At 53.1% G+C, this 16,795-nt stretch carries 17 protein-coding genes; 15 read left to right on the top strand and 2 right to left on the bottom strand.

The window, feature by feature from the left end:
• Positions 1-57 precede the first annotated feature (57 nt).
• Positions 58-1,050 carry a phage shock protein operon transcriptional activator gene (gene pspF / locus BFV63_RS12080; RefSeq protein WP_160858845.1) on the bottom strand — a complete coding sequence of 331 codons (993 nt, stop codon included), beginning with the start codon at positions 1,048-1,050 and terminating at the stop codon, positions 58-60.
• 151 nt (positions 1,051-1,201) lie between these two features.
• Here pspF and pspA point away from each other — a divergent pair, with 151 nt between their 5' ends.
• From pspA to BFV63_RS12005, 15 genes are all read left to right on the top strand, one after another.
• Positions 1,202-1,870 (top strand): phage shock protein PspA, encoded by a 669-nt coding sequence (gene pspA / locus BFV63_RS12075; RefSeq protein WP_048240666.1) that lies wholly within the window; start codon positions 1,202-1,204, stop codon positions 1,868-1,870.
• A 49-nt stretch (positions 1,871-1,919) separates the two neighbouring features.
• A complete protein-coding gene (pspB, locus tag BFV63_RS12070) occupies positions 1,920-2,144 on the top strand; it encodes an envelope stress response membrane protein PspB (protein WP_003856853.1) in 225 nt (74 codons plus the stop codon).
• Positions 2,144-2,503: an envelope stress response membrane protein PspC gene (gene pspC / locus BFV63_RS12065; protein WP_045333121.1), complete on the top strand. Its 360-nt coding sequence runs from the start codon at positions 2,144-2,146 to the stop codon at positions 2,501-2,503. Before pspB ends, pspC begins: the two co-directional genes overlap by 1 nt.
• 12 nt (positions 2,504-2,515) lie before the next feature.
• Complete coding sequence (gene pspD / locus BFV63_RS12060; protein ID WP_003856857.1) at positions 2,516-2,740, top strand: phage shock protein PspD; 225 nt, start codon at positions 2,516-2,518, stop codon at positions 2,738-2,740.
• A gap of 195 nt (positions 2,741-2,935) precedes the next feature.
• Positions 2,936-4,633 carry a sugar phosphorylase gene (locus BFV63_RS12055; protein ID WP_048240668.1) on the top strand — a complete coding sequence of 566 codons (1,698 nt, stop codon included), beginning with the start codon at positions 2,936-2,938 and terminating at the stop codon, positions 4,631-4,633.
• A gap of 13 nt (positions 4,634-4,646) precedes the next feature.
• Positions 4,647-5,939, top strand: coding sequence for an ABC transporter substrate-binding protein (locus tag BFV63_RS12050; RefSeq protein WP_017693335.1), 1,293 nt, complete (start codon positions 4,647-4,649; stop codon positions 5,937-5,939).
• Between the two features lie 21 nt (positions 5,940-5,960).
• Entirely contained in the window at positions 5,961-6,842 is an 882-nt protein-coding gene (locus BFV63_RS12045) for a carbohydrate ABC transporter permease (RefSeq protein ID WP_045346333.1), read from the top strand.
• The gene (locus BFV63_RS12040) at positions 6,829-7,671 is read left to right on the top strand and encodes a carbohydrate ABC transporter permease (protein WP_003856865.1); all 843 of its coding nucleotides are present in this window, start codon (positions 6,829-6,831) and stop codon (positions 7,669-7,671) included. The genes BFV63_RS12045 and BFV63_RS12040 overlap by 14 nt, the downstream gene beginning before the upstream one ends.
• 28 nt (positions 7,672-7,699) lie before the next feature.
• Entirely contained in the window at positions 7,700-8,752 is a 1,053-nt protein-coding gene (locus BFV63_RS12035) for a D-guloside 3-dehydrogenase (RefSeq protein WP_047055162.1), read from the top strand.
• Between the two features lie 16 nt (positions 8,753-8,768).
• The gene (locus BFV63_RS12030) at positions 8,769-9,557 is read left to right on the top strand and encodes a 3-dehydro-D-guloside 4-epimerase (protein ID WP_003856868.1); all 789 of its coding nucleotides are present in this window, start codon (positions 8,769-8,771) and stop codon (positions 9,555-9,557) included.
• Between the two features lie 11 nt (positions 9,558-9,568).
• The gene (locus BFV63_RS12025) at positions 9,569-10,627 is read left to right on the top strand and encodes a D-glucoside 3-dehydrogenase (protein WP_086598565.1); all 1,059 of its coding nucleotides are present in this window, start codon (positions 9,569-9,571) and stop codon (positions 10,625-10,627) included.
• Entirely contained in the window at positions 10,621-12,900 is a 2,280-nt protein-coding gene (locus BFV63_RS12020; RefSeq protein ID WP_048240670.1) for a glycoside hydrolase family 65 protein, read from the top strand. Before BFV63_RS12025 ends, BFV63_RS12020 begins: the two co-directional genes overlap by 7 nt.
• Positions 12,890-13,555: a beta-phosphoglucomutase gene (gene pgmB, locus BFV63_RS12015; RefSeq protein WP_048240671.1), complete on the top strand. Its 666-nt coding sequence runs from the start codon at positions 12,890-12,892 to the stop codon at positions 13,553-13,555. Before BFV63_RS12020 ends, pgmB begins: the two co-directional genes overlap by 11 nt.
• Before the next feature lie 13 nt (positions 13,556-13,568).
• Complete coding sequence (locus BFV63_RS12010) at positions 13,569-14,651, top strand: ABC transporter ATP-binding protein (RefSeq protein ID WP_048240673.1); 1,083 nt, start codon at positions 13,569-13,571, stop codon at positions 14,649-14,651.
• 65 nt (positions 14,652-14,716) lie between these two features.
• Complete coding sequence (locus tag BFV63_RS12005) at positions 14,717-15,631, top strand: OmpG family monomeric porin (RefSeq protein ID WP_032609320.1); 915 nt, start codon at positions 14,717-14,719, stop codon at positions 15,629-15,631.
• Positions 15,632-15,664: 33 nt separating this feature from the next.
• Here the strand turns inward: BFV63_RS12005 and BFV63_RS12000 are convergent, their stop codons facing one another.
• Positions 15,665-16,675 carry a LacI family DNA-binding transcriptional regulator gene (locus tag BFV63_RS12000; RefSeq protein ID WP_023324782.1) on the bottom strand — a complete coding sequence of 337 codons (1,011 nt, stop codon included), beginning with the start codon at positions 16,673-16,675 and terminating at the stop codon, positions 15,665-15,667.
• Positions 16,676-16,795 lie beyond the last annotated feature (120 nt).

Raw genomic sequence — 16,795 nt, 5'->3', positions numbered from 1 at the left:
AGTGTATCGCACTTACGCCTGCTTCGTAAAAATGTCTGGGGGTAAGTGCTGATAATGTCAGCGCATTTGATGTTTTTTGAGCAATGCCCTTAACTGATGGTAGGTCAGGCCCAGCAGTTCAGCCGCCCGTTTCTGATTATATTTCGCCTCTTTCAGGCTCTGCTCGAGCAAGTTTTTTTCCTGCTGATGCTGGAACTGGCGTAAATCGAGCGGCAACGCCGGATCCTGCTGGCGCGTCGCCGGAGCCGGGGGCTGTTTATCCTCGCGACGAAACGGATCGAGAATAATGTTGTCCAGTTCGGTCTCGCTGCTGCCATGCCGGTAAACGGACCGTTCCACCACGTTTTTCAGTTCACGAATATTGCCCGGCCAGTGGTAACCGAGCAGGGTCCCGGTGGCCCGTTCGCTGAAGCCCGGAAAGAGCGGCAGACCCAGTTCCCGGCACATCTGAATGGCAAATTGATCGGCCAGCAGCATGATATCGCTGCGCCGCTCCCGCAGCGGCGGCAGCTGAACGACATCGAAAGCCAGCCTGTCCAGCAGGTCGGCGCGGAATTTGTCTTCTGCCACCATCGCGGGCAGGTCGGCGTTAGTAGCGCACACCAGGCGAACGTTAACCTGGAGCGGCTGACTGCCGCCAACGCGTTCCAGTTCGCCATACTCAATGACGCGCAGCAGCTTTTCCTGCACCAGCATCGGCGCGGTCGCCAGCTCGTCGAGAAAGAGCGTTCCGCCATCGGCGCGCTCAAAGCGTCCGGGATGGCGTTTTTGTGCGCCGGTAAAGGCGCCAGCTTCATGACCAAACAGCTCGGTGTCGAGCAGATTTTCATTCAACGCCGCGCAGTTAAGGGAAATAAAAGGGCCGTCCCAGCGGCCAGACAGAAAGTGCAGGCGGTTAGCGATAAGTTCTTTACCCGTTCCGCGCTCACCGATAATCAGCACCGGTTTATTCAGCGGCGCGAGGCGCGAAACCTGTTCAAGCACTTCCAGGAAGCTGTTGGCTTCGCCAAGCAAATTATCTTTATATTCAGCCATGATGAAATTAACCACTCCTTAGTGATATTCACCAGGTGAGAATAGCCGCTGGATGGATAAACATCAATCACATTGAGTAAAATCAATAAGATAAAAAGTTGGCATGGGATTTGTATTATCTGTTCAGCAGGGCATCGCCCGATAACAGAACTTTGAGGATTGAATTATGGGTATTTTTTCTCGTTTTGCCGACATCGTGAACGCCAACATCAACTCGCTGCTGGAGAAAGCGGAAGATCCGCAGAAGCTGGTGCGCCTGATGATTCAGGAGATGGAAGACACGCTGGTTGAAGTACGCTCCACCTCCGCCCGCGCGCTGGCAGAGAAAAAGCAGTTAACACGTCGTATCGAGCAGGCGACTGCCCAGCTTAACGAGTGGCAGGAAAAAGCGGAACTGGCGCTGCGTAAAGATAAAGAAGATCTGGCCCGCGCTGCGCTGATTGAGAAGCAGAAGCTGACCTACATGGTTGCCACGCTGGAACATGAAGTGACGCTGGTGGATGATACTCTGACGCGTATGAAGAAAGAGATTGGTGAGCTTGAAAACAAACTCAGCGAAACCCGTGCACGTCAACAGGCGCTGGCGCTGCGCCACCAGGCTGCAAGCTCGTCCCGCGACGTGCGTCGCCAGCTGGACAGCGGCAAACTGGATGAAGCAATGGCGCGTTTCGAATCGTTTGAACGTCGTATCGACCACATGGAAGCGGAAGCCGAAAGCCACAGCATCGGTAAGCAGAAAACCCTGGATCAGCAGTTTGCTGACCTGAAGGCCGATGATGAAATTAGCGAGCAACTGGCTGCGCTGAAAGCCAAAATGAAACAAGACAACCAATAATAATTCCTGCGGCACCTGAGCGTGCCGCATCGTTAGACAAGGAGTACACATGAGCGCGCTTTTTCTGGCTATACCCCTGACCATTTTCGTGCTGTTTGTTCTGCCCATCTGGTTATGGCTGCACTACAGCAACCGCTCTTCACGCGGTGAGCTGTCGCAGAGTGAACAACAGCGGCTGGCGCAGCTCTCTGCCGAGGCAAATAAAATGCGCGAACGTATTCAGGCGCTGGAAGCCATCCTGGACGCGGAACACCCAAACTGGAGGGAACGGTAATGGCTGGACTGAATCTGAATAAAAAACTGTGGCGGCTCCCACAGCAGGGCATGGTTCGGGGCGTTTGCGCCGGGCTGGCGCACTATCTGGATGTCCCGGTAAAACTGGTGCGTGTGGTCACCGTATTGTCGATTTTCTTCGGTCTGGCCTTTATTACACTGGTGGCATACATCATTCTGTCGTTTGTACTCGATCCTATGCCGGAAGGTGAGCTGAATGCTGAGAACACGCCAACCAGCAGCGATCTCCTGAACGCGGTGGATGAACAGCTGAGCGCAGGGGAGAAGCGATTGCGCGAGATGGAACGTTATGTCACCTCCGATACCTTTACGCTGAGAAGTCGTTTTCGTCAGCTTTAAGAGAGAACTTACATGAAACAAAACTGGCAACAGGCCGGTCAGAAGGTAAAACCCGGCCTGAAAATCGCAGGTAAACTGGTTCTGATGACGGCGTTACGTTATGGCCCGGCCGGTGTGGCGGGTTGGGCGATCAAGTCTGTTGCCCGCAAGCCGGTCAGAATGATGCTGGCGGTCGCTCTGGAGCCGCTGTTACAGAAACTGGCAAAACGCGTTTCCCGGCGCTACTTGTCACGCTAGATCCTCCCGCATAAGCCCTTTCTCCCCCAGAGAAGGGGCATGACTTTCCTTTCTGCGTTTCTTCTGCTTTTCTGCTTTCTTTGCGGCAGCTCACAATAATGCGTTGCGCTGCGCTGAGAATGCTGCTTTCTGCCCCCGGGTCCGTTGACAGTTATTTTTCATGGGAGTAGATTGCCACTCCGTGGGACCGCTACCATGGAAAATAATGTGAACGCAAAAATTAAAAAACTCATCAATCATATCTACGGTGAATCATTTTCAGATGCACACCTTAACGTGTTATTAACTAAGCTTGAAAAAGCGGCGACTAATATTACGGAAAAGCGTAAGTCAGGCTGGGATGAAAAAGACGTTGTGCTGATTACCTATGCCGATCAGTTCTCCACAAAAGGGGAGCAAGCGTTGCCGGTATTTACCCGGTTCTATAATGAATGGCTTTCTCGTACGTTTTCCCATGTCCATCTGTTACCTTTTTATCCGTGGTCTTCGGATGATGGATTTTCCGTTATTGATTATCACGAGGTTGCTCCTGAAACAGGAACCTGGCGAGATGTCGCGGAATTAAAACATTCAGCCAGCTTAATGTTTGACTTCGTTTGCAATCATATGTCAGCGAAAAGCGAATGGTTTGCTAATTATCTTGCGCAGAAGCCGGGCTACGAAGATTTCTTTATTTCTGTCGACCCCGAAACCGATTTATCCGCGGTGACGCGTCCACGCGCATTACCGCTGCTGACGCCGTTCACGCTTCATGATGGCAGCGTTCGTCATCTGTGGACCACATTCAGCGATGACCAGATCGATCTCAATTTCGCCTCGCCGCAGGTGCTGATTGCCATGGTTGACGTTCTGCTCCATTACCTCATGGAAGGGGCGCGTTATATCCGTCTGGATGCGGTCGGGTTTATGTGGAAGATCCCGGGAACCACCTGTATCCATCTGGAACAAACCCATTGCCTTATCCAGCTGTTCCGCGCCATTACGGACGCTGTGGCGCCTGGAACGGTGATCATCACTGAGACAAATGTTCCCCACAAAGACAATGTCTCTTACTTCGGTGATGGTGAAAATGAAGCCCAGATGGTCTATCAGTTTTCCTTACCTCCGCTGGTGCTGCATGCTGTTCATCGTCAGGATGTTAAAGCCCTATGCCAGTGGGCGGGGTCACTGGCGCTGCCTTCAACTCATACCACCTGGTTTAATTTCCTGGCCTCGCATGATGGTATCGGTTTGAACCCGTTACGCGGCATCCTTCCGGAATCAGAGATCCTCTCGCTGGTTGAAAAGCTTCAGCAGGAAGGCGCGCTGGTCAACTGGAAAAATAATCCTGACGGTACGCGAAGCCCCTATGAAATTAATGTCACCTATCTTGATGCGTTGAGTTTGCGAGACAGCTCAGATGATGAGCGCATTGCGCGGTTCATCCTGGCGCATGCTGTGTTGTTAAGTTTTCCTGGCGTACCGGCTGTATATATTCAAAGCATTCTCGGTTCGCGTAACGATTATGAAGGTGTCGAACGTCTTGGATATAACCGCGCAATAAACAGGAAGAAATACACCGCAGGTCAGGTTGATCTGGAACTCAATAATAAGAAGAGTATACGTTATCAAATTTATTCTCGTTTGAGTGAGTTTATTGCTATTCGTCGCGGCGAGAGTGCGTTCCATCCGGATAGCCAGGCTATTTTTGACGCAATCGGCGAACATATCCTTAAAATTGTTCGTGTTGCTGAAAATGGCGAGCGAATGACAGCATTATTTAATTTTAGCAATAAAATGCAGACCATTTATGGACAAACGCTCTTTGGTAGGGAATTACTATCAGGACACGATATTAGCGGTACGGAACTGAACCTCAATCCATGGCAGGTAATGTGGATTAAAGAAAACTAAAAAGGACCCTAAAATGAAAATGCCCAAAATTGTGCTGTTATCAGCACTGGTTTCGTGCGCCCTGTTATCAGGCTGTAAGGACGATAAAGCATCTCAGGTCACCATTGAGTTTATGCACTCGTCGGTAGAACAGGAGCGTCAGGCAGTTATTACGAAACTGATCGAAAAATTCGAGAAAGAGAACCCGACTATTACGGTGAAACAGGTACCCGTTGAGGAAGATGCCTATAACACCAAGGTCATTACGTTGGCCCGTACCGGCGCGCTGCCGGAAGTAATTGAAGTCAGCCATGACTACGCCAAAGTCATGGATAAAGAGCAACTGCTGGACCGTGACGCGATCGGCAACGCGATTAAAGCCGTCGGTGAAGATACCTTTTATGACGGCATTTTACGCGTTGTTCGCACTGAAGACGGCAAGGCATGGACGGGGGTGCCGGTTAGCGCCTGGCTGTCCGGCGTCTGGTATCACAAAGATGCGCTCGCGGCAGCAGGAATCGAAGAGCCGCACAACTGGGAGCAACTGCTGAAGGCCAGTCAGGCGCTCAACGATCCGGCGAAAAAACATTACGGTATCGCGCTGCCAACCGCAGAAAGCGTCATGACCGAGCAGGCTTTCTCGCAGTTTGCGTTGTCAGGCGGAGCCAACGTCTTTGATGCAAACGGCAACGTGAAAATCGATACCCCTGAAATGTCGAAAGCGCTGGCGTTTTATCGGGCACTGGCCGCGAACACCATGCCGGGCTCGAATGATGTCATGGAGATCAAAGACGCCTTCATGAACGGCTCTGCGCCGATGGCCGTTTACTCCACCTATATCCTGCCCGCGGTCTACAAAGATGGCAATCCGGCCAACCTGGGGTTCGTGGTCCCGACGGAAAAATCATCAGCCGTGTACGGCATGATCACCTCGTTGACGATCACGACCGGCCAGACCGAAGAGGAAACGCAGGCGGCAGAAAAATTTGTGACCTGGATGGAGCAGGCTCAAAACGCGTCTGACTGGGTGATGATGTCCCCTGGTGCGGCGCTGCCGGTGAACAAACTCGTGGTGGGCACTGAGAGCTGGAAAAACAACGACGTGATCAAAGCCTTTGGTCAACTGCCTTACGAGCTGATTGCGCAGTTCCCGAACGTCCAGGTATTTGGCGCCGTAGGCGACAAAAACTTTACCCGCATGGGAGATGTTACCGGGTCCGGCATTATCAGTTCCATGGTGCATAACGTAACGGTGGGACAAAAAGATCTCAATGCGACGTTAAGCAACAGCCAGAAGAAACTGACTGACCTGATCTCACAACGATAGGAGCGCTTTGCGAAGGGAATTATGAAGACGTTGTTTTCTGGTCGTTCAGATATGCCTTTCGCCATGCTGCTGTTGGCCCCCAGCCTGATTTTGCTGGGGGGCCTGGTGGCCTGGCCAATGATTTCCAACATTGAAATCAGTTTTTTACGTTTACCGCTGAACCCGCGTATTGATGCGGTGTTCGTCGGCCTGGATAACTACATTCGCATTCTGGGCGATGCTGCGTTCTGGCACTCCCTGTGGATGACGTTCTGGTATACGGCCCTGGTCGTGCTCGGCAGCACCGGGTTGGGACTGGCCGTATCGATCTTCTTTAACCGTGAATTCCGCATGCGGAAAACGGCACGTTCACTGGTGATTCTGTCCTACGTGACGCCGTCTATTTCACTGGTATTTGCCTGGAAATACATGTTCAACAACGGCTACGGGATTGTGAACTACCTGGGCGTTGATCTGCTGCATCTCTACGATCAGGCGCCGCTGTGGTTCGATAATCCTGGCAGCAGTTTTGTCCTGGTTGTGCTGTTCGCCATCTGGCGTTACTTCCCGTACGCCTTTATCTCGTTCCTCGCAATTTTGCAGACCATTGATAAATCATTGTACGAAGCGGCAGAGATGGACGGGGCGAATGCCTGGCAGCGTTTTCGTATCGTGACGTTGCCCGCCATCATGCCGGTGCTGGCCACGGTGGTCACGCTGCGAACCATCTGGATGTTCTACATGTTTGCGGATGTGTATCTGCTCACCACCAAGGTCGACATTCTGGGCGTATATCTCTACAAAACCGCCTTTGCGTTCAATGACCTGGGTAAAGCAGCCGCCATTTCCGTTGTGCTGTTTGTGATCATCTTCGCGGTCATTCTGCTGACCAGAAAAAGGGTAAACCTCAATGGCAACAAATAAACGCGTTCTGGGCCGTATCGGTTTTTATCTGGGACTGGCGGTATTCCTGATTATCACGCTGTTTCCGTTTTTTGTAATGTTGATGACGTCATTCAAAAGCGCGAAAGAGGCGATCTCGCTGCACCCGACCATTCTGCCGCAGGAGTGGACGCTACAGCACTACATCGACATCTTTAACCCGCTGATTTTCCCGTTTGTGGATTACTTCCGTAACAGCATGGTGGTGTCGCTGACCTCCTCGGTCATTGCGGTGTTTCTCGGCACGCTGGGCGCATATGCGTTATCCAAACTGCGCTTTAAAGGGCGTACGACGATCAATGCGAGCTTCTACACCGTCTATATGTTCTCCGGGATCCTGCTGGTGGTGCCGCTGTTCAAAATCATCACCGCGCTCGGCATTTATGACACCGAACTGGCGCTGATCATCACCATGGTGACGCAGACGTTGCCTACCGCGGTCTTTATGCTGCGCAGCTATTTCGACACCATCCCGGACGAAATCGAAGAAGCCGCGATGATGGACGGCCTGAACCGCCTGCAAATCATCTTCCGCATCACCGTCCCGCTGGCGATCTCGGGTCTGGTGTCGGTCTTTGTCTACTGCTTCATGGTGGCGTGGAATGACTATCTGTTCGCCTCCATTTTCCTGTCCAGCGCCAGCAACTTCACGTTGCCGGTGGGGCTGAACACGCTCTTCAGTACGCCAGATTACATCTGGGGTCGCATGATGGCGGCATCGCTGGTAACGGCACTTCCGGTCGTCATTATGTATGCCCTGTCTGAACGTTTCATTAAAAGTGGTTTGACCGCCGGCGGCGTGAAGGGCTGAGGCGGCCGATATTAACAAGGAGTCAGTCATGAAAAAATTAGTTGCGACAGCGCCTCGTGTAGCGGCGCTGGTGGAATACGAAGATCGTCCTGTTGCAGCACATGAGGTGAAGATTCGTGCCCGTTATGGTGCCCCGAAACACGGCACCGAAGTCGTGGATTTCCGCGCGGCAAGCCCGTTCATCGATGAAGAGTTCAACGCTGAGTGGCAGATGTTTACCCCGCGTGAAAAAGGTGCAGCGCGCGGCATCGAATTTGGTAAATTCCAGCTGGGGAACATGATCGTCGGCGACATTATCGAATGTGGTGCGGACGTGACGGAATACCAGATCGGCGACAGCGTCTGCTGCTACGGCCCGTTGCAGGAAACGGTCATCGTAAACGCGGTGAACAACTATAAGCTGCGCAAAATGCCGCAGGGCGCATCCTGGAAAAACGCCGTTTGCTACGATCCGGCGCAGTTCGCCATGAGCGGCGTGCGTGATGCTAACGTCCGCGTAGGGGATTTCGTCGTGGTTGTGGGGCTGGGCGCGATTGGCCAGATTGCGATTCAGCTGGCGAAAAAAGCCGGCGCGTCAGTGATTATTGGTGTCGATCCTATCGAACATCGCTGTGAGATCGCCCGCCGTCACGGTGCGGACCACTGCCTGAACCCAATCGGTACCGATGTCGGTCTGGAAATTAAGAAACTGACCGGCAAGCAGGGCGCCGATGTGATCATCGAAACCAGCGGATTTGCAGATGCGCTGCAATCTGCGCTGCGCGGTCTCGCCTACGGTGGAACGATCTCCTACGTGGCTTTCGCCAAGCCGTTTGCGGCAGGCTTCAACCTTGGTCGCGAAGCACACTTCAATAACGCCAAAATTGTCTTCTCCCGCGCATGCAGTGAACCCAACCCGGATTATCCGCGCTGGAGCCGCAAGCGTATTGAAGAGACCTGCTGGGAATTGCTGATGAACGGTTATCTCAATTGCGAAGATCTGATCGACCCGGTCGTCACCTTCACCACCAGCCCGGAAAGCTATATGAAGTATGTCGATCAGCACCCGGAACTCAGTATCAAAATGGGCGTCACTTTTTAAGCTAAGGACAGCAATCATGAAAATCGCAACACAAAACCAGGCCTTTTTCCCGACCGCTATCATGGAAAAATTCGAATACATCAAAGCGATGGGATTTGATGGCTACGAAATTGATGGCCGACTGCTGGTGGAAAACCTCGACGAAGTAAAAGCGGCTATCAAAGCCACCGGCCTGCCGGTCACGACGGCTTGTGGCGGATACGATGGCTGGATCGGGGATTTCATTGAAGAACGCCGCCTGAACGGTCTACAGCAGATTGAACGCATTCTGGAAGCGCTGGCAGAAGTGGGCGGAAAGGGGATTATCGTTCCGGCTGCCTGGGGGATGTTTACCTTCCGTCTGCCGCCAATGACTTCGCCACGTAGTCTGGACGGCGATCGCAAAGCGGTCAGCGCTTCCCTGCGCTGGCTGGATGAGGTGGCAGCGCGCACCGGTACTACCGTCTACCTGGAGCCGCTGAACCGCTATCAGGATCATATGATCAACACTCTGGCCGACGCGCGTCGTTATATCGAAGAGAACGGCCTGAAGCACGTGCAGATCATCGGTGATTTCTACCACATGAATATTGAAGAAGACTCCCTGACGGAAGCGCTGCATCAGAACCGCGACCTGCTGGGTCATGTGCACATTGCTGATAACCACCGCTATCAGCCGGGCAGCGGCAGCCTCGATTTCGCCAGCCTGTTCGATCAGCTGCGTGCCGATAATTATCAGGGTTACGTCGTGTACGAGTGCCGGGTGCGTGCCGACGATCCGGCTCAGGCCTATAAGGACTCTCTCACTTACTTGCGTGAATGCTAAGGATGACGAGCGTGATGAGTGCTTCTACACCTTTGCCTCTGCGCGTCGCCATCATTGGCGCCGGGCAGGTTGCAGACAAAGTGCATGCCTCGTATTACGCCACGCGCAGTGATGTTCAAATGGTGGCTGTCATGGACAGCCGCCTTGAGCAGGCACAGGCGTTCGCGGAACGTTATGCTATTCCATCGGCATGGCAGGACGCTCACGAGATGTTGCAGGAAGTAAAACCGGATGTGGTGAGCGTCTGTTCGCCTAACCGGTTCCATTTTGAACATGTGATGGCGGCTCTCGAAGCAGGTTGTCATGTGATGTGTGAAAAGCCGCCGGCGATGACGCCGCACCAGGCGGATGAGATGCGTCTCGCGGCGCGCAAGGCCGGAAAAGTCCTCGCGTACGATTTTCACCATCGCTTTGCGCTGGATACCCAGCTCCTGCGCGATGCGGTAATGAACGGAACGCTCGGTGAAATTTACTTCACCTCCGCGCAGGCGCTGCGTCGTTGCGGTGTGCCGGGGTGGGGCGTTTTCACCAATAAATCGCTCCAGGGCGGCGGGCCGCTGATCGATATCGGCATTCACATGCTGGATGCCGCGATGTATGTGCTGGGTTTCCCGCCCGTGAAGCGGGTAACCGCGCACAGCTTCCAGAGACTGGGGAACCGTAAACACACCGGCCAGTTTGGCGAATGGGATCCTGCGCAGTTTACCGTAGAGGATGCCCTGTTTGGCACGATTGAGTTTTGCAACGGTGGCATTCTGCGTCTGGACACCTCTTTTGCGCTTAATATCCGCGAGCAGTCGATCATGAACGTCTCTTTCTGCGGTGAGAAGGCGGGTGCAACGCTGTTCCCGGCACACATTTATAACGACGAAGCCGGAGTTTTACAGACGCTGACCCAGCGGGAAGAGGCTGACGGTCGCCGACATCTGCGCAGTATGGACGCGTTTGTTCGCCACGTAATGGGCGAGCCGGTCATGATTGCCGATGCGGAGCAGGGGCTGGTGATCCAGCAATTAGTCGCGGCGTTATATGAAGCCGCGGAAACAGGGGAAAGCGTGACGTTATGCTGAACCAGTCTGTATTAACCGATCCGGGCTTTTGCCCGCATAGCCTGAATAAGTACGCGTCCATTATGGCCTGCGGCAATGGCTACATGGGCATTCGCGCCACGCATGAAGAAGATTACACCCAGCAGACCAGAGGCATGTATCTCGCGGGGCTGTATCATCGCGCGGGACGCAACGAAACCACAGAGCTGATCAATCTGCCGGATGTCACCGGGGGTGAAGTTGAGCTGGACGGCGTCAATTTCACGCTCCTTTCAGGCGAAATTCTTGAGTGGCAACGCGAGCTGGCCTTTGCTAACGGCGAACTGCATCGTAACGTTGTCTGGCGTTCGCCGGACGGAAAACGCTATCGCCTCGAGAGCCGTCGTTTTGTTTCGCTGGACCAGTTGCCCTTAGTGGCAATGCAGCTCTCGATTACACCGCTTGATGGCGCCGCTCAGGCCGTGCTGAAAACCGGCATAGATGCGACACAGACGAACAGCGGCAGGCAGCATCTGGATGAAATCTCGGTCAGGGTTTTTGACCAGCACTACATGCAGGGTGTGTATGAAACGCAGGACCGGGCGTCTGAAGTTGTTGTTTCGGCGTTTTGTCAGCTCTCCGCTAAGAGCGACAGCTGTTTCACCGCCAAAAATCGTCGCCTCAGCGTTCATCATTCTCTGACCATTACGCAAGGTGACACTGTCACACTTGAGAAGATTGTCTGGCTGACGCATCGCAGCGATAAAGCGATCTCACAGGAGTCTTTCGCCCGCAACGCGCTGGCCGATCTCAAAGTCTGCGCGGCAAGAGGCTACGATGCGTTGCTTGAAAGCTCAGCGTACGCCTGGGAAGCGGTCTGGCGTGATGCTCGGGTGGAAGTGACGTGTGCAGAACAGCAGGATCAGCTGGCGCTGGATTACGCCGTCTGGCACCTGACGACAATGACGCCTGCTCATGATGAGCGAAGCAGTATTGCGGCTAAAGGGCTGACGGGTGAGGGGTATAAGGGACACGTCTTCTGGGATACCGAAATTTTCCTGCTGCCGTTCCATCTGTTTACCCGTCCACAGATTGCCCGCAGCCTGCTGCGCTATCGCTGGTTGAATCTTTCGGGCGCGCGTGAAAAAGCACGGCGTAACGGTTGGCCGGGCGCGTTGTTCCCGTGGGAAAGCGCCGCCAGTGGACAAGAAGAGACGCCAGAATTCGCAGCCATTAACATCCGCACCGGGGTTCGCCAGAAGGTCGCCTCCGCACTCGCTGAACATCACATCGTGGCAGATATTGCCTGGGCCGTTGTCGCTTACTGGCAGGCAACACACGACGATGCCTTTATGCGCAATGAGGGCCTGACGCTGCTGATGGAAACCGCTTCGTTCTGGATGGGACGCGCGACGGAAATTAATGGTCGTCTTGAGATCCATGACGTAATCGGACCGGATGAATACACCGAGCATGTCAACAACAACGCCTACACCAACTATCTGGCCTGGCACAACGTTGCCTGCGCGCGTCAGTTTATGGCGATGTTTGGGCGTGAAGATGCGCGTTTTACGGAGAATGCCGGGACGTTTCTGGCGCGCCTGTGGCTGCCAGAGGCCGACGCAGAGGGTGTGATCCCGCAGGATGATACCTTCATGGCAAAACCTGCCATCGATCTGAGCCGCTTTAAAGCCAAAGCGGGTAAGCAAACCATTCTGCTTGATTACTCTCGCGCGGAAGTGAACGAGATGCAGATCCTGAAGCAGGCCGACGTGGTGATGCTTAACTACCTGCTGCCGGAACGGTTTACGCCGCAGCAATGTGCCGCCAATCTGGCCTTCTACGAGCCACGCACGATCCATGATTCATCCCTGAGTAAAGCCATTCACGGCATTGTGCTCGCACGCTGCGGTGACACCGAGGGGGCGTATGCCTTCTGGCGCGATGGGATTGCCATCGACCTGGGGGACGACCCGCACAGCAGTGATGACGGTATTCATGCCGCCGCCACCGGTGCGATCTGGTTGGGCGCCATTCAGGGATTTGCTGGCCTGCACATTAGCGAAGGGGAGCTGCATCTTGCGCCGAAGCTGCCTGCTCACTGGCAGAAACTCGCCTTCCCGCTGCGGTGGCGGGGCGCAACAATGCACATTACCTGTGAAGATGACCAGTTAACCATTGAAACCACCGCACCTGTCACGTTGACGCTGTGGGGTAAAACGCTGCATGTTTCAGGGCGAAAGGTCTGTGAGCGTAAGAACTTTCTTGTACCTGTTAATGGGACCGCTACCACGGAGGGGCGCCATGACGCTTAACGCTGTTGTATTCGATCTGGACGGGGTGATCACCGATACCGCGCATCTTCACTTTCTGGCCTGGCGCGCCGTGGCGGAGGAGATTGGTATCACCTTCGATGAAGTATTTAACGAACAGCTGAAGGGAATAAGCCGTATGGACTCCCTCCAGCGCATTCTGAAACATGGCGGGAAAGAGGGGATGTTCAGTGACGAGCAGCGCCTGGCGCTGGCGACGAAAAAAAACGCGCTTTACGTCCAGTCGCTGGCATCACTGACGCAGGATTCGCTGCTGCCGGGTATTCGCGACGTGCTGGCGGATATTCGCGCCGCGAACGTCAAAATTGGCCTGGCATCCGTATCGCTTAATGCTCCTGGGATTTTGCACGCGTTGGGTATTCATCAGGCTTTCGATTTTTGCGCCGATGCTTCGCGTATTAGCCGCTCAAAGCCGGACCCGGAAATCTTCCTTGCGGCCTGTAAAGGACTGAACGTGCGTCCTGAAGAGGCCATTGGTATCGAAGATGCCGCCGCAGGGGTAGATGCGATCAACGCCGCAGGAATGCTGTCGGTCGGGATTGGGCCTGGCCTGAACCATGCGGGATTACAACTTCATTCAACGCAGGAACTGACCTGGGAACGCCTGACGGCGTTCTGGGCATCCCGGGCGTATTGATAAGGAATTAATAATGGCTCAACTGTCTCTGAAACACATTCAGAAAATTTATGATAACCAGGTCCACGTGGTGAAGGATTTCAACCTCGAAATTGAAGACAAAGAATTTATCGTCTTCGTCGGTCCATCGGGCTGTGGGAAATCCACGACGCTGCGAATGATTGCCGGCCTCGAGGAGATCAGCGCGGGTGAACTGATTATTGACGGGGTTTGCATGAATGATGTTCCCGCAAAGTCCCGTGATATCGCGATGGTCTTCCAGAACTATGCGCTCTATCCGCATATGACGGTCTACGACAACATGGCGTTTGGCCTGAAAATGCAAAAAATTGCGCCCTCCGTCATTGAAGAACGCGTTACCTGGGCGGCACAGATCCTGGGCTTGCGCGATTATCTCCAGCGTAAACCTGGCGCGTTGTCCGGCGGTCAGCGTCAGCGCGTGGCGTTAGGCAGGGCGATAGTGCGCGAAGCGGGGGTGTTCCTGATGGATGAGCCCTTATCCAACCTCGATGCCAAACTTCGTGTGCAGATGCGCGCTGAAATCAGCAAGCTGCATCAGAAGCTTAATACCACCATGATTTACGTGACGCACGATCAGACGGAAGCCATGACGATGGCGACCCGCATCGTGATTTTAAAGGACGGCATCATTCAGCAGGTGGGCGCGCCGAAGCAGGTCTACAACGAGCCGGCGAATATGTTCGTTGCAGGATTTATTGGCTCACCGGCGATGAACTTCATTCGTGGCGCAATCGACGACCGCTATTTTGTGACGGAAACGCTGCGTCTGGAGATCCCGGAGGACAAGCTGTCCGTACTGAATGCGCAAGGTTACCAGCGTAAAGCGGTTGTCTTTGGGATCCGTCCGGAAGATATTCTCACCGTACAGCGAAGCGGCGAAAACATCACGGCGGAGATCAGCGTTGCTGAGCTGACCGGGGCTGAATTTATGCTTTATGCCACCGTGGGTGGGCATGAACTGGTTGTCCGTGCGGGAGCGGCGGATGATTACGTTGCCGGAGATAATATCGGCATCCAGTTCGATATGAATAAGTGCCATTTCTTCGATGCTGATACTGAAACAGCTATTAGATAAGAAAGGTGTTCGCCGGAAATGAAAGTTTCCGGTTTTTTGTATGTTAATTATAAAGGAATATTTTAATGAGTACTCTACTAAGAAGTGCTGCGCTCGTCCTGTGCGCAGGGGTGAGCTGCGCGCAAGCAACTGAATCAGCCAAACAGTGGGAATTTAATATTGGCGCCATGTATGAAATTGAAAACGTCGAAGGTCAGGCCGACGATAAAGATGGATTATATGAACCCTCCGTGTGGTTTAATGCCACTTGGGATGCATGGACCATTTCGCTGGCTATGTATCAGGAAGGGCCGGTTGATTACAGTAGCATGACGCGCGGCACCTATTTCGATCGTCCCGAAGTAGAATTACGCTATCGTATTATTGGTACCGATGATTTCACGCTGGGACTGACGGGTGGTTTCCGTAATTACAGCTATCATTTCAAAGATGAGGATGGCGCGAAAGCGGGCAGCGCAAATATGCAGCGCTATAAAATTCAACCGGACTGGGATGTAAAATTAACCGATGACTGGCGTTTTGGCGGATGGTTTGCCATGTACCAGTTTGCGAATGACCTGGCAAAAACCGGTTATTCTGACAGCCGTGTTGAAACGGAAACCGGTTTTACCTGGACAATTAACGAAACCGTCTCTGCAAAAGTTAATTACTATTTAGAGCGGGGTTTCAATATGGACAGTTCACGTAATAACGGTGAATTCTCCACTCAGGAAATCCGTGCGTATATGCCTGTTTCATTAGGACAGACAACCCTGACGCCGTATACTCGTCTTGGGCTTGACCGCTGGACAAACTGGGACTGGCAGGACGATCCGACACGTGAAGGGCATGATTTCAATCGTCTGGGATTGCTCTATGCTTATGACTTTGCGAATGGCCTTTCCATGACGCTGGAATATGCCTACGAATGGGAAAACCATGACGAAGGCGAAAACGATCGCTTCCACTATGCGGGGATCGGCGTGAATTACGCGTTCTGACAGGATGTTACCAGGGGCGTTTGCCCCTGGTTTTTAGCGTAATGAAGCCGCATCTGAAAAATGCGTTTCAACCAATACCTTATGCGGGGCAGGTTTACCCGCAATGCACCTGAACAACAAATCGCAGCTCTCTTCGCCCAGCTTTCTCGTGGGGATATCAAAACCGCCTGGTGCAGGGGTTAAAATGAGAGATAGCATCGGGTCGCTGTATCCTGCCATTGCGACCTGTTCCGGGATCGTCAGATTTAGCTCATCCGCGGCACGATAAAGACTCAGCAATTTCATGCTGTCCGTCGCAAAAACCGCATCAGGCGGGTTGTCTGATGAGAGTAGCTGACAGGCCGCCTGAAGCGCGCTTTCATGGGTATATCCGCCATCAATAACCCAGTCCGGATTAATCGCAATACCGTGCTTCTCAAGGCTCGATTTATAGCCCGCCAGGCGATCGATAGAAACGTGATAATCGAGAGGGGCATGCAGGCAGGCAATTTTAGTGCGACCATGTGTGATAAATGAGTCGGTTAATATGGCGCTGTCGTGGAAATTATCCGTGTCGACAGAATAGATATTCTGGTAATTGCCTTCCACTTTACCAATAACGACCACGGGCACACCGTATTCGTCCAGCGTCGCGAAAAAAGACTCGTTCGCCGGCGAGCTTAGCATGATGATCCCTTTGATCATCTTCTGCTTTATTTTACCCACGCATTTTTGCAGATCATCTTCGCTGCTTTTGGACGTTTGTAAAATAACATCAAAACCTTCTTCTTCTGCTTTTGCCGTTATGGCATGCAGTACATCAGAGAAAAACGGATTCCCTGCGGTGGTTTTGGTTGAACGGGTCGAAATAACCATAATGGCGTCGAAGCCAGAAGAGGTGAGTGCGCGGGCAAGTTTATTCGGTTGATAATTTAATTCTTCTATCGCCTTCAACACCTTTTCGCGCGCTTCAGGAGAAATATTCGTTTGTTTATTCAGAACGCGCGACACGGTTGATTTCGAAACGCCAGCAACGCGGGCAATATCATAGATGGTGGGTGACATACACCTTACTCACTCCAGACGGACAGCAATTGCGCCCATCTTACTGGAGAGAAAACGGCAATAGCAATAATTAAGAATTGATAATCAACGATCTGCCCCAATTTACTGTATTCTGAAGTG

This window comes from Enterobacter hormaechei subsp. xiangfangensis, from assembly GCF_001729785.1.
GTDB lineage: Bacteria > Pseudomonadota > Gammaproteobacteria > Enterobacterales > Enterobacteriaceae > Enterobacter > Enterobacter hormaechei_C.
The sequence above is the reverse complement of the archived record's forward strand: the minus strand, read 5'-3'. Positions and strand labels throughout refer to the sequence as shown.

Bases quoted from the DNA above. Each gene is read 5' to 3' on its own strand.
- pspA (WP_048240666.1), top strand. From the start codon at position 1,202: ATGGGTATTTTTTCTCGTTTTGCCGACATCGTGAACGCCAACATCAAC.
- pspB (WP_003856853.1), top strand. From the start codon at position 1,920: ATGAGCGCGCTTTTTCTGGCTATACCCCTGACCATTTTCGTGCTGTTT.
- pspC (WP_045333121.1), top strand. From the start codon at position 2,144: ATGGCTGGACTGAATCTGAATAAAAAACTGTGGCGGCTCCCACAGCAG.
- pspD (WP_003856857.1), top strand. From the start codon at position 2,516: ATGAAACAAAACTGGCAACAGGCCGGTCAGAAGGTAAAACCCGGCCTG.
- BFV63_RS12055 (WP_048240668.1), top strand. From the start codon at position 2,936: ATGGAAAATAATGTGAACGCAAAAATTAAAAAACTCATCAATCATATC.
- BFV63_RS12050 (WP_017693335.1), top strand. From the start codon at position 4,647: ATGAAAATGCCCAAAATTGTGCTGTTATCAGCACTGGTTTCGTGCGCC.
- BFV63_RS12045 (WP_045346333.1), top strand. From the start codon at position 5,961: ATGAAGACGTTGTTTTCTGGTCGTTCAGATATGCCTTTCGCCATGCTG.
- BFV63_RS12040 (WP_003856865.1), top strand. From the start codon at position 6,829: ATGGCAACAAATAAACGCGTTCTGGGCCGTATCGGTTTTTATCTGGGA.
- BFV63_RS12035 (WP_047055162.1), top strand. From the start codon at position 7,700: ATGAAAAAATTAGTTGCGACAGCGCCTCGTGTAGCGGCGCTGGTGGAA.
- BFV63_RS12030 (WP_003856868.1), top strand. From the start codon at position 8,769: ATGAAAATCGCAACACAAAACCAGGCCTTTTTCCCGACCGCTATCATG.
- BFV63_RS12020 (WP_048240670.1), top strand. From the start codon at position 10,621: ATGCTGAACCAGTCTGTATTAACCGATCCGGGCTTTTGCCCGCATAGC.
- pgmB (WP_048240671.1), top strand. From the start codon at position 12,890: ATGACGCTTAACGCTGTTGTATTCGATCTGGACGGGGTGATCACCGAT.
- BFV63_RS12010 (WP_048240673.1), top strand. From the start codon at position 13,569: ATGGCTCAACTGTCTCTGAAACACATTCAGAAAATTTATGATAACCAG.
- BFV63_RS12005 (WP_032609320.1), top strand. From the start codon at position 14,717: ATGAGTACTCTACTAAGAAGTGCTGCGCTCGTCCTGTGCGCAGGGGTG.
- BFV63_RS12000 (WP_023324782.1), bottom strand. From the start codon at position 16,675: ATGTCACCCACCATCTATGATATTGCCCGCGTTGCTGGCGTTTCGAAA.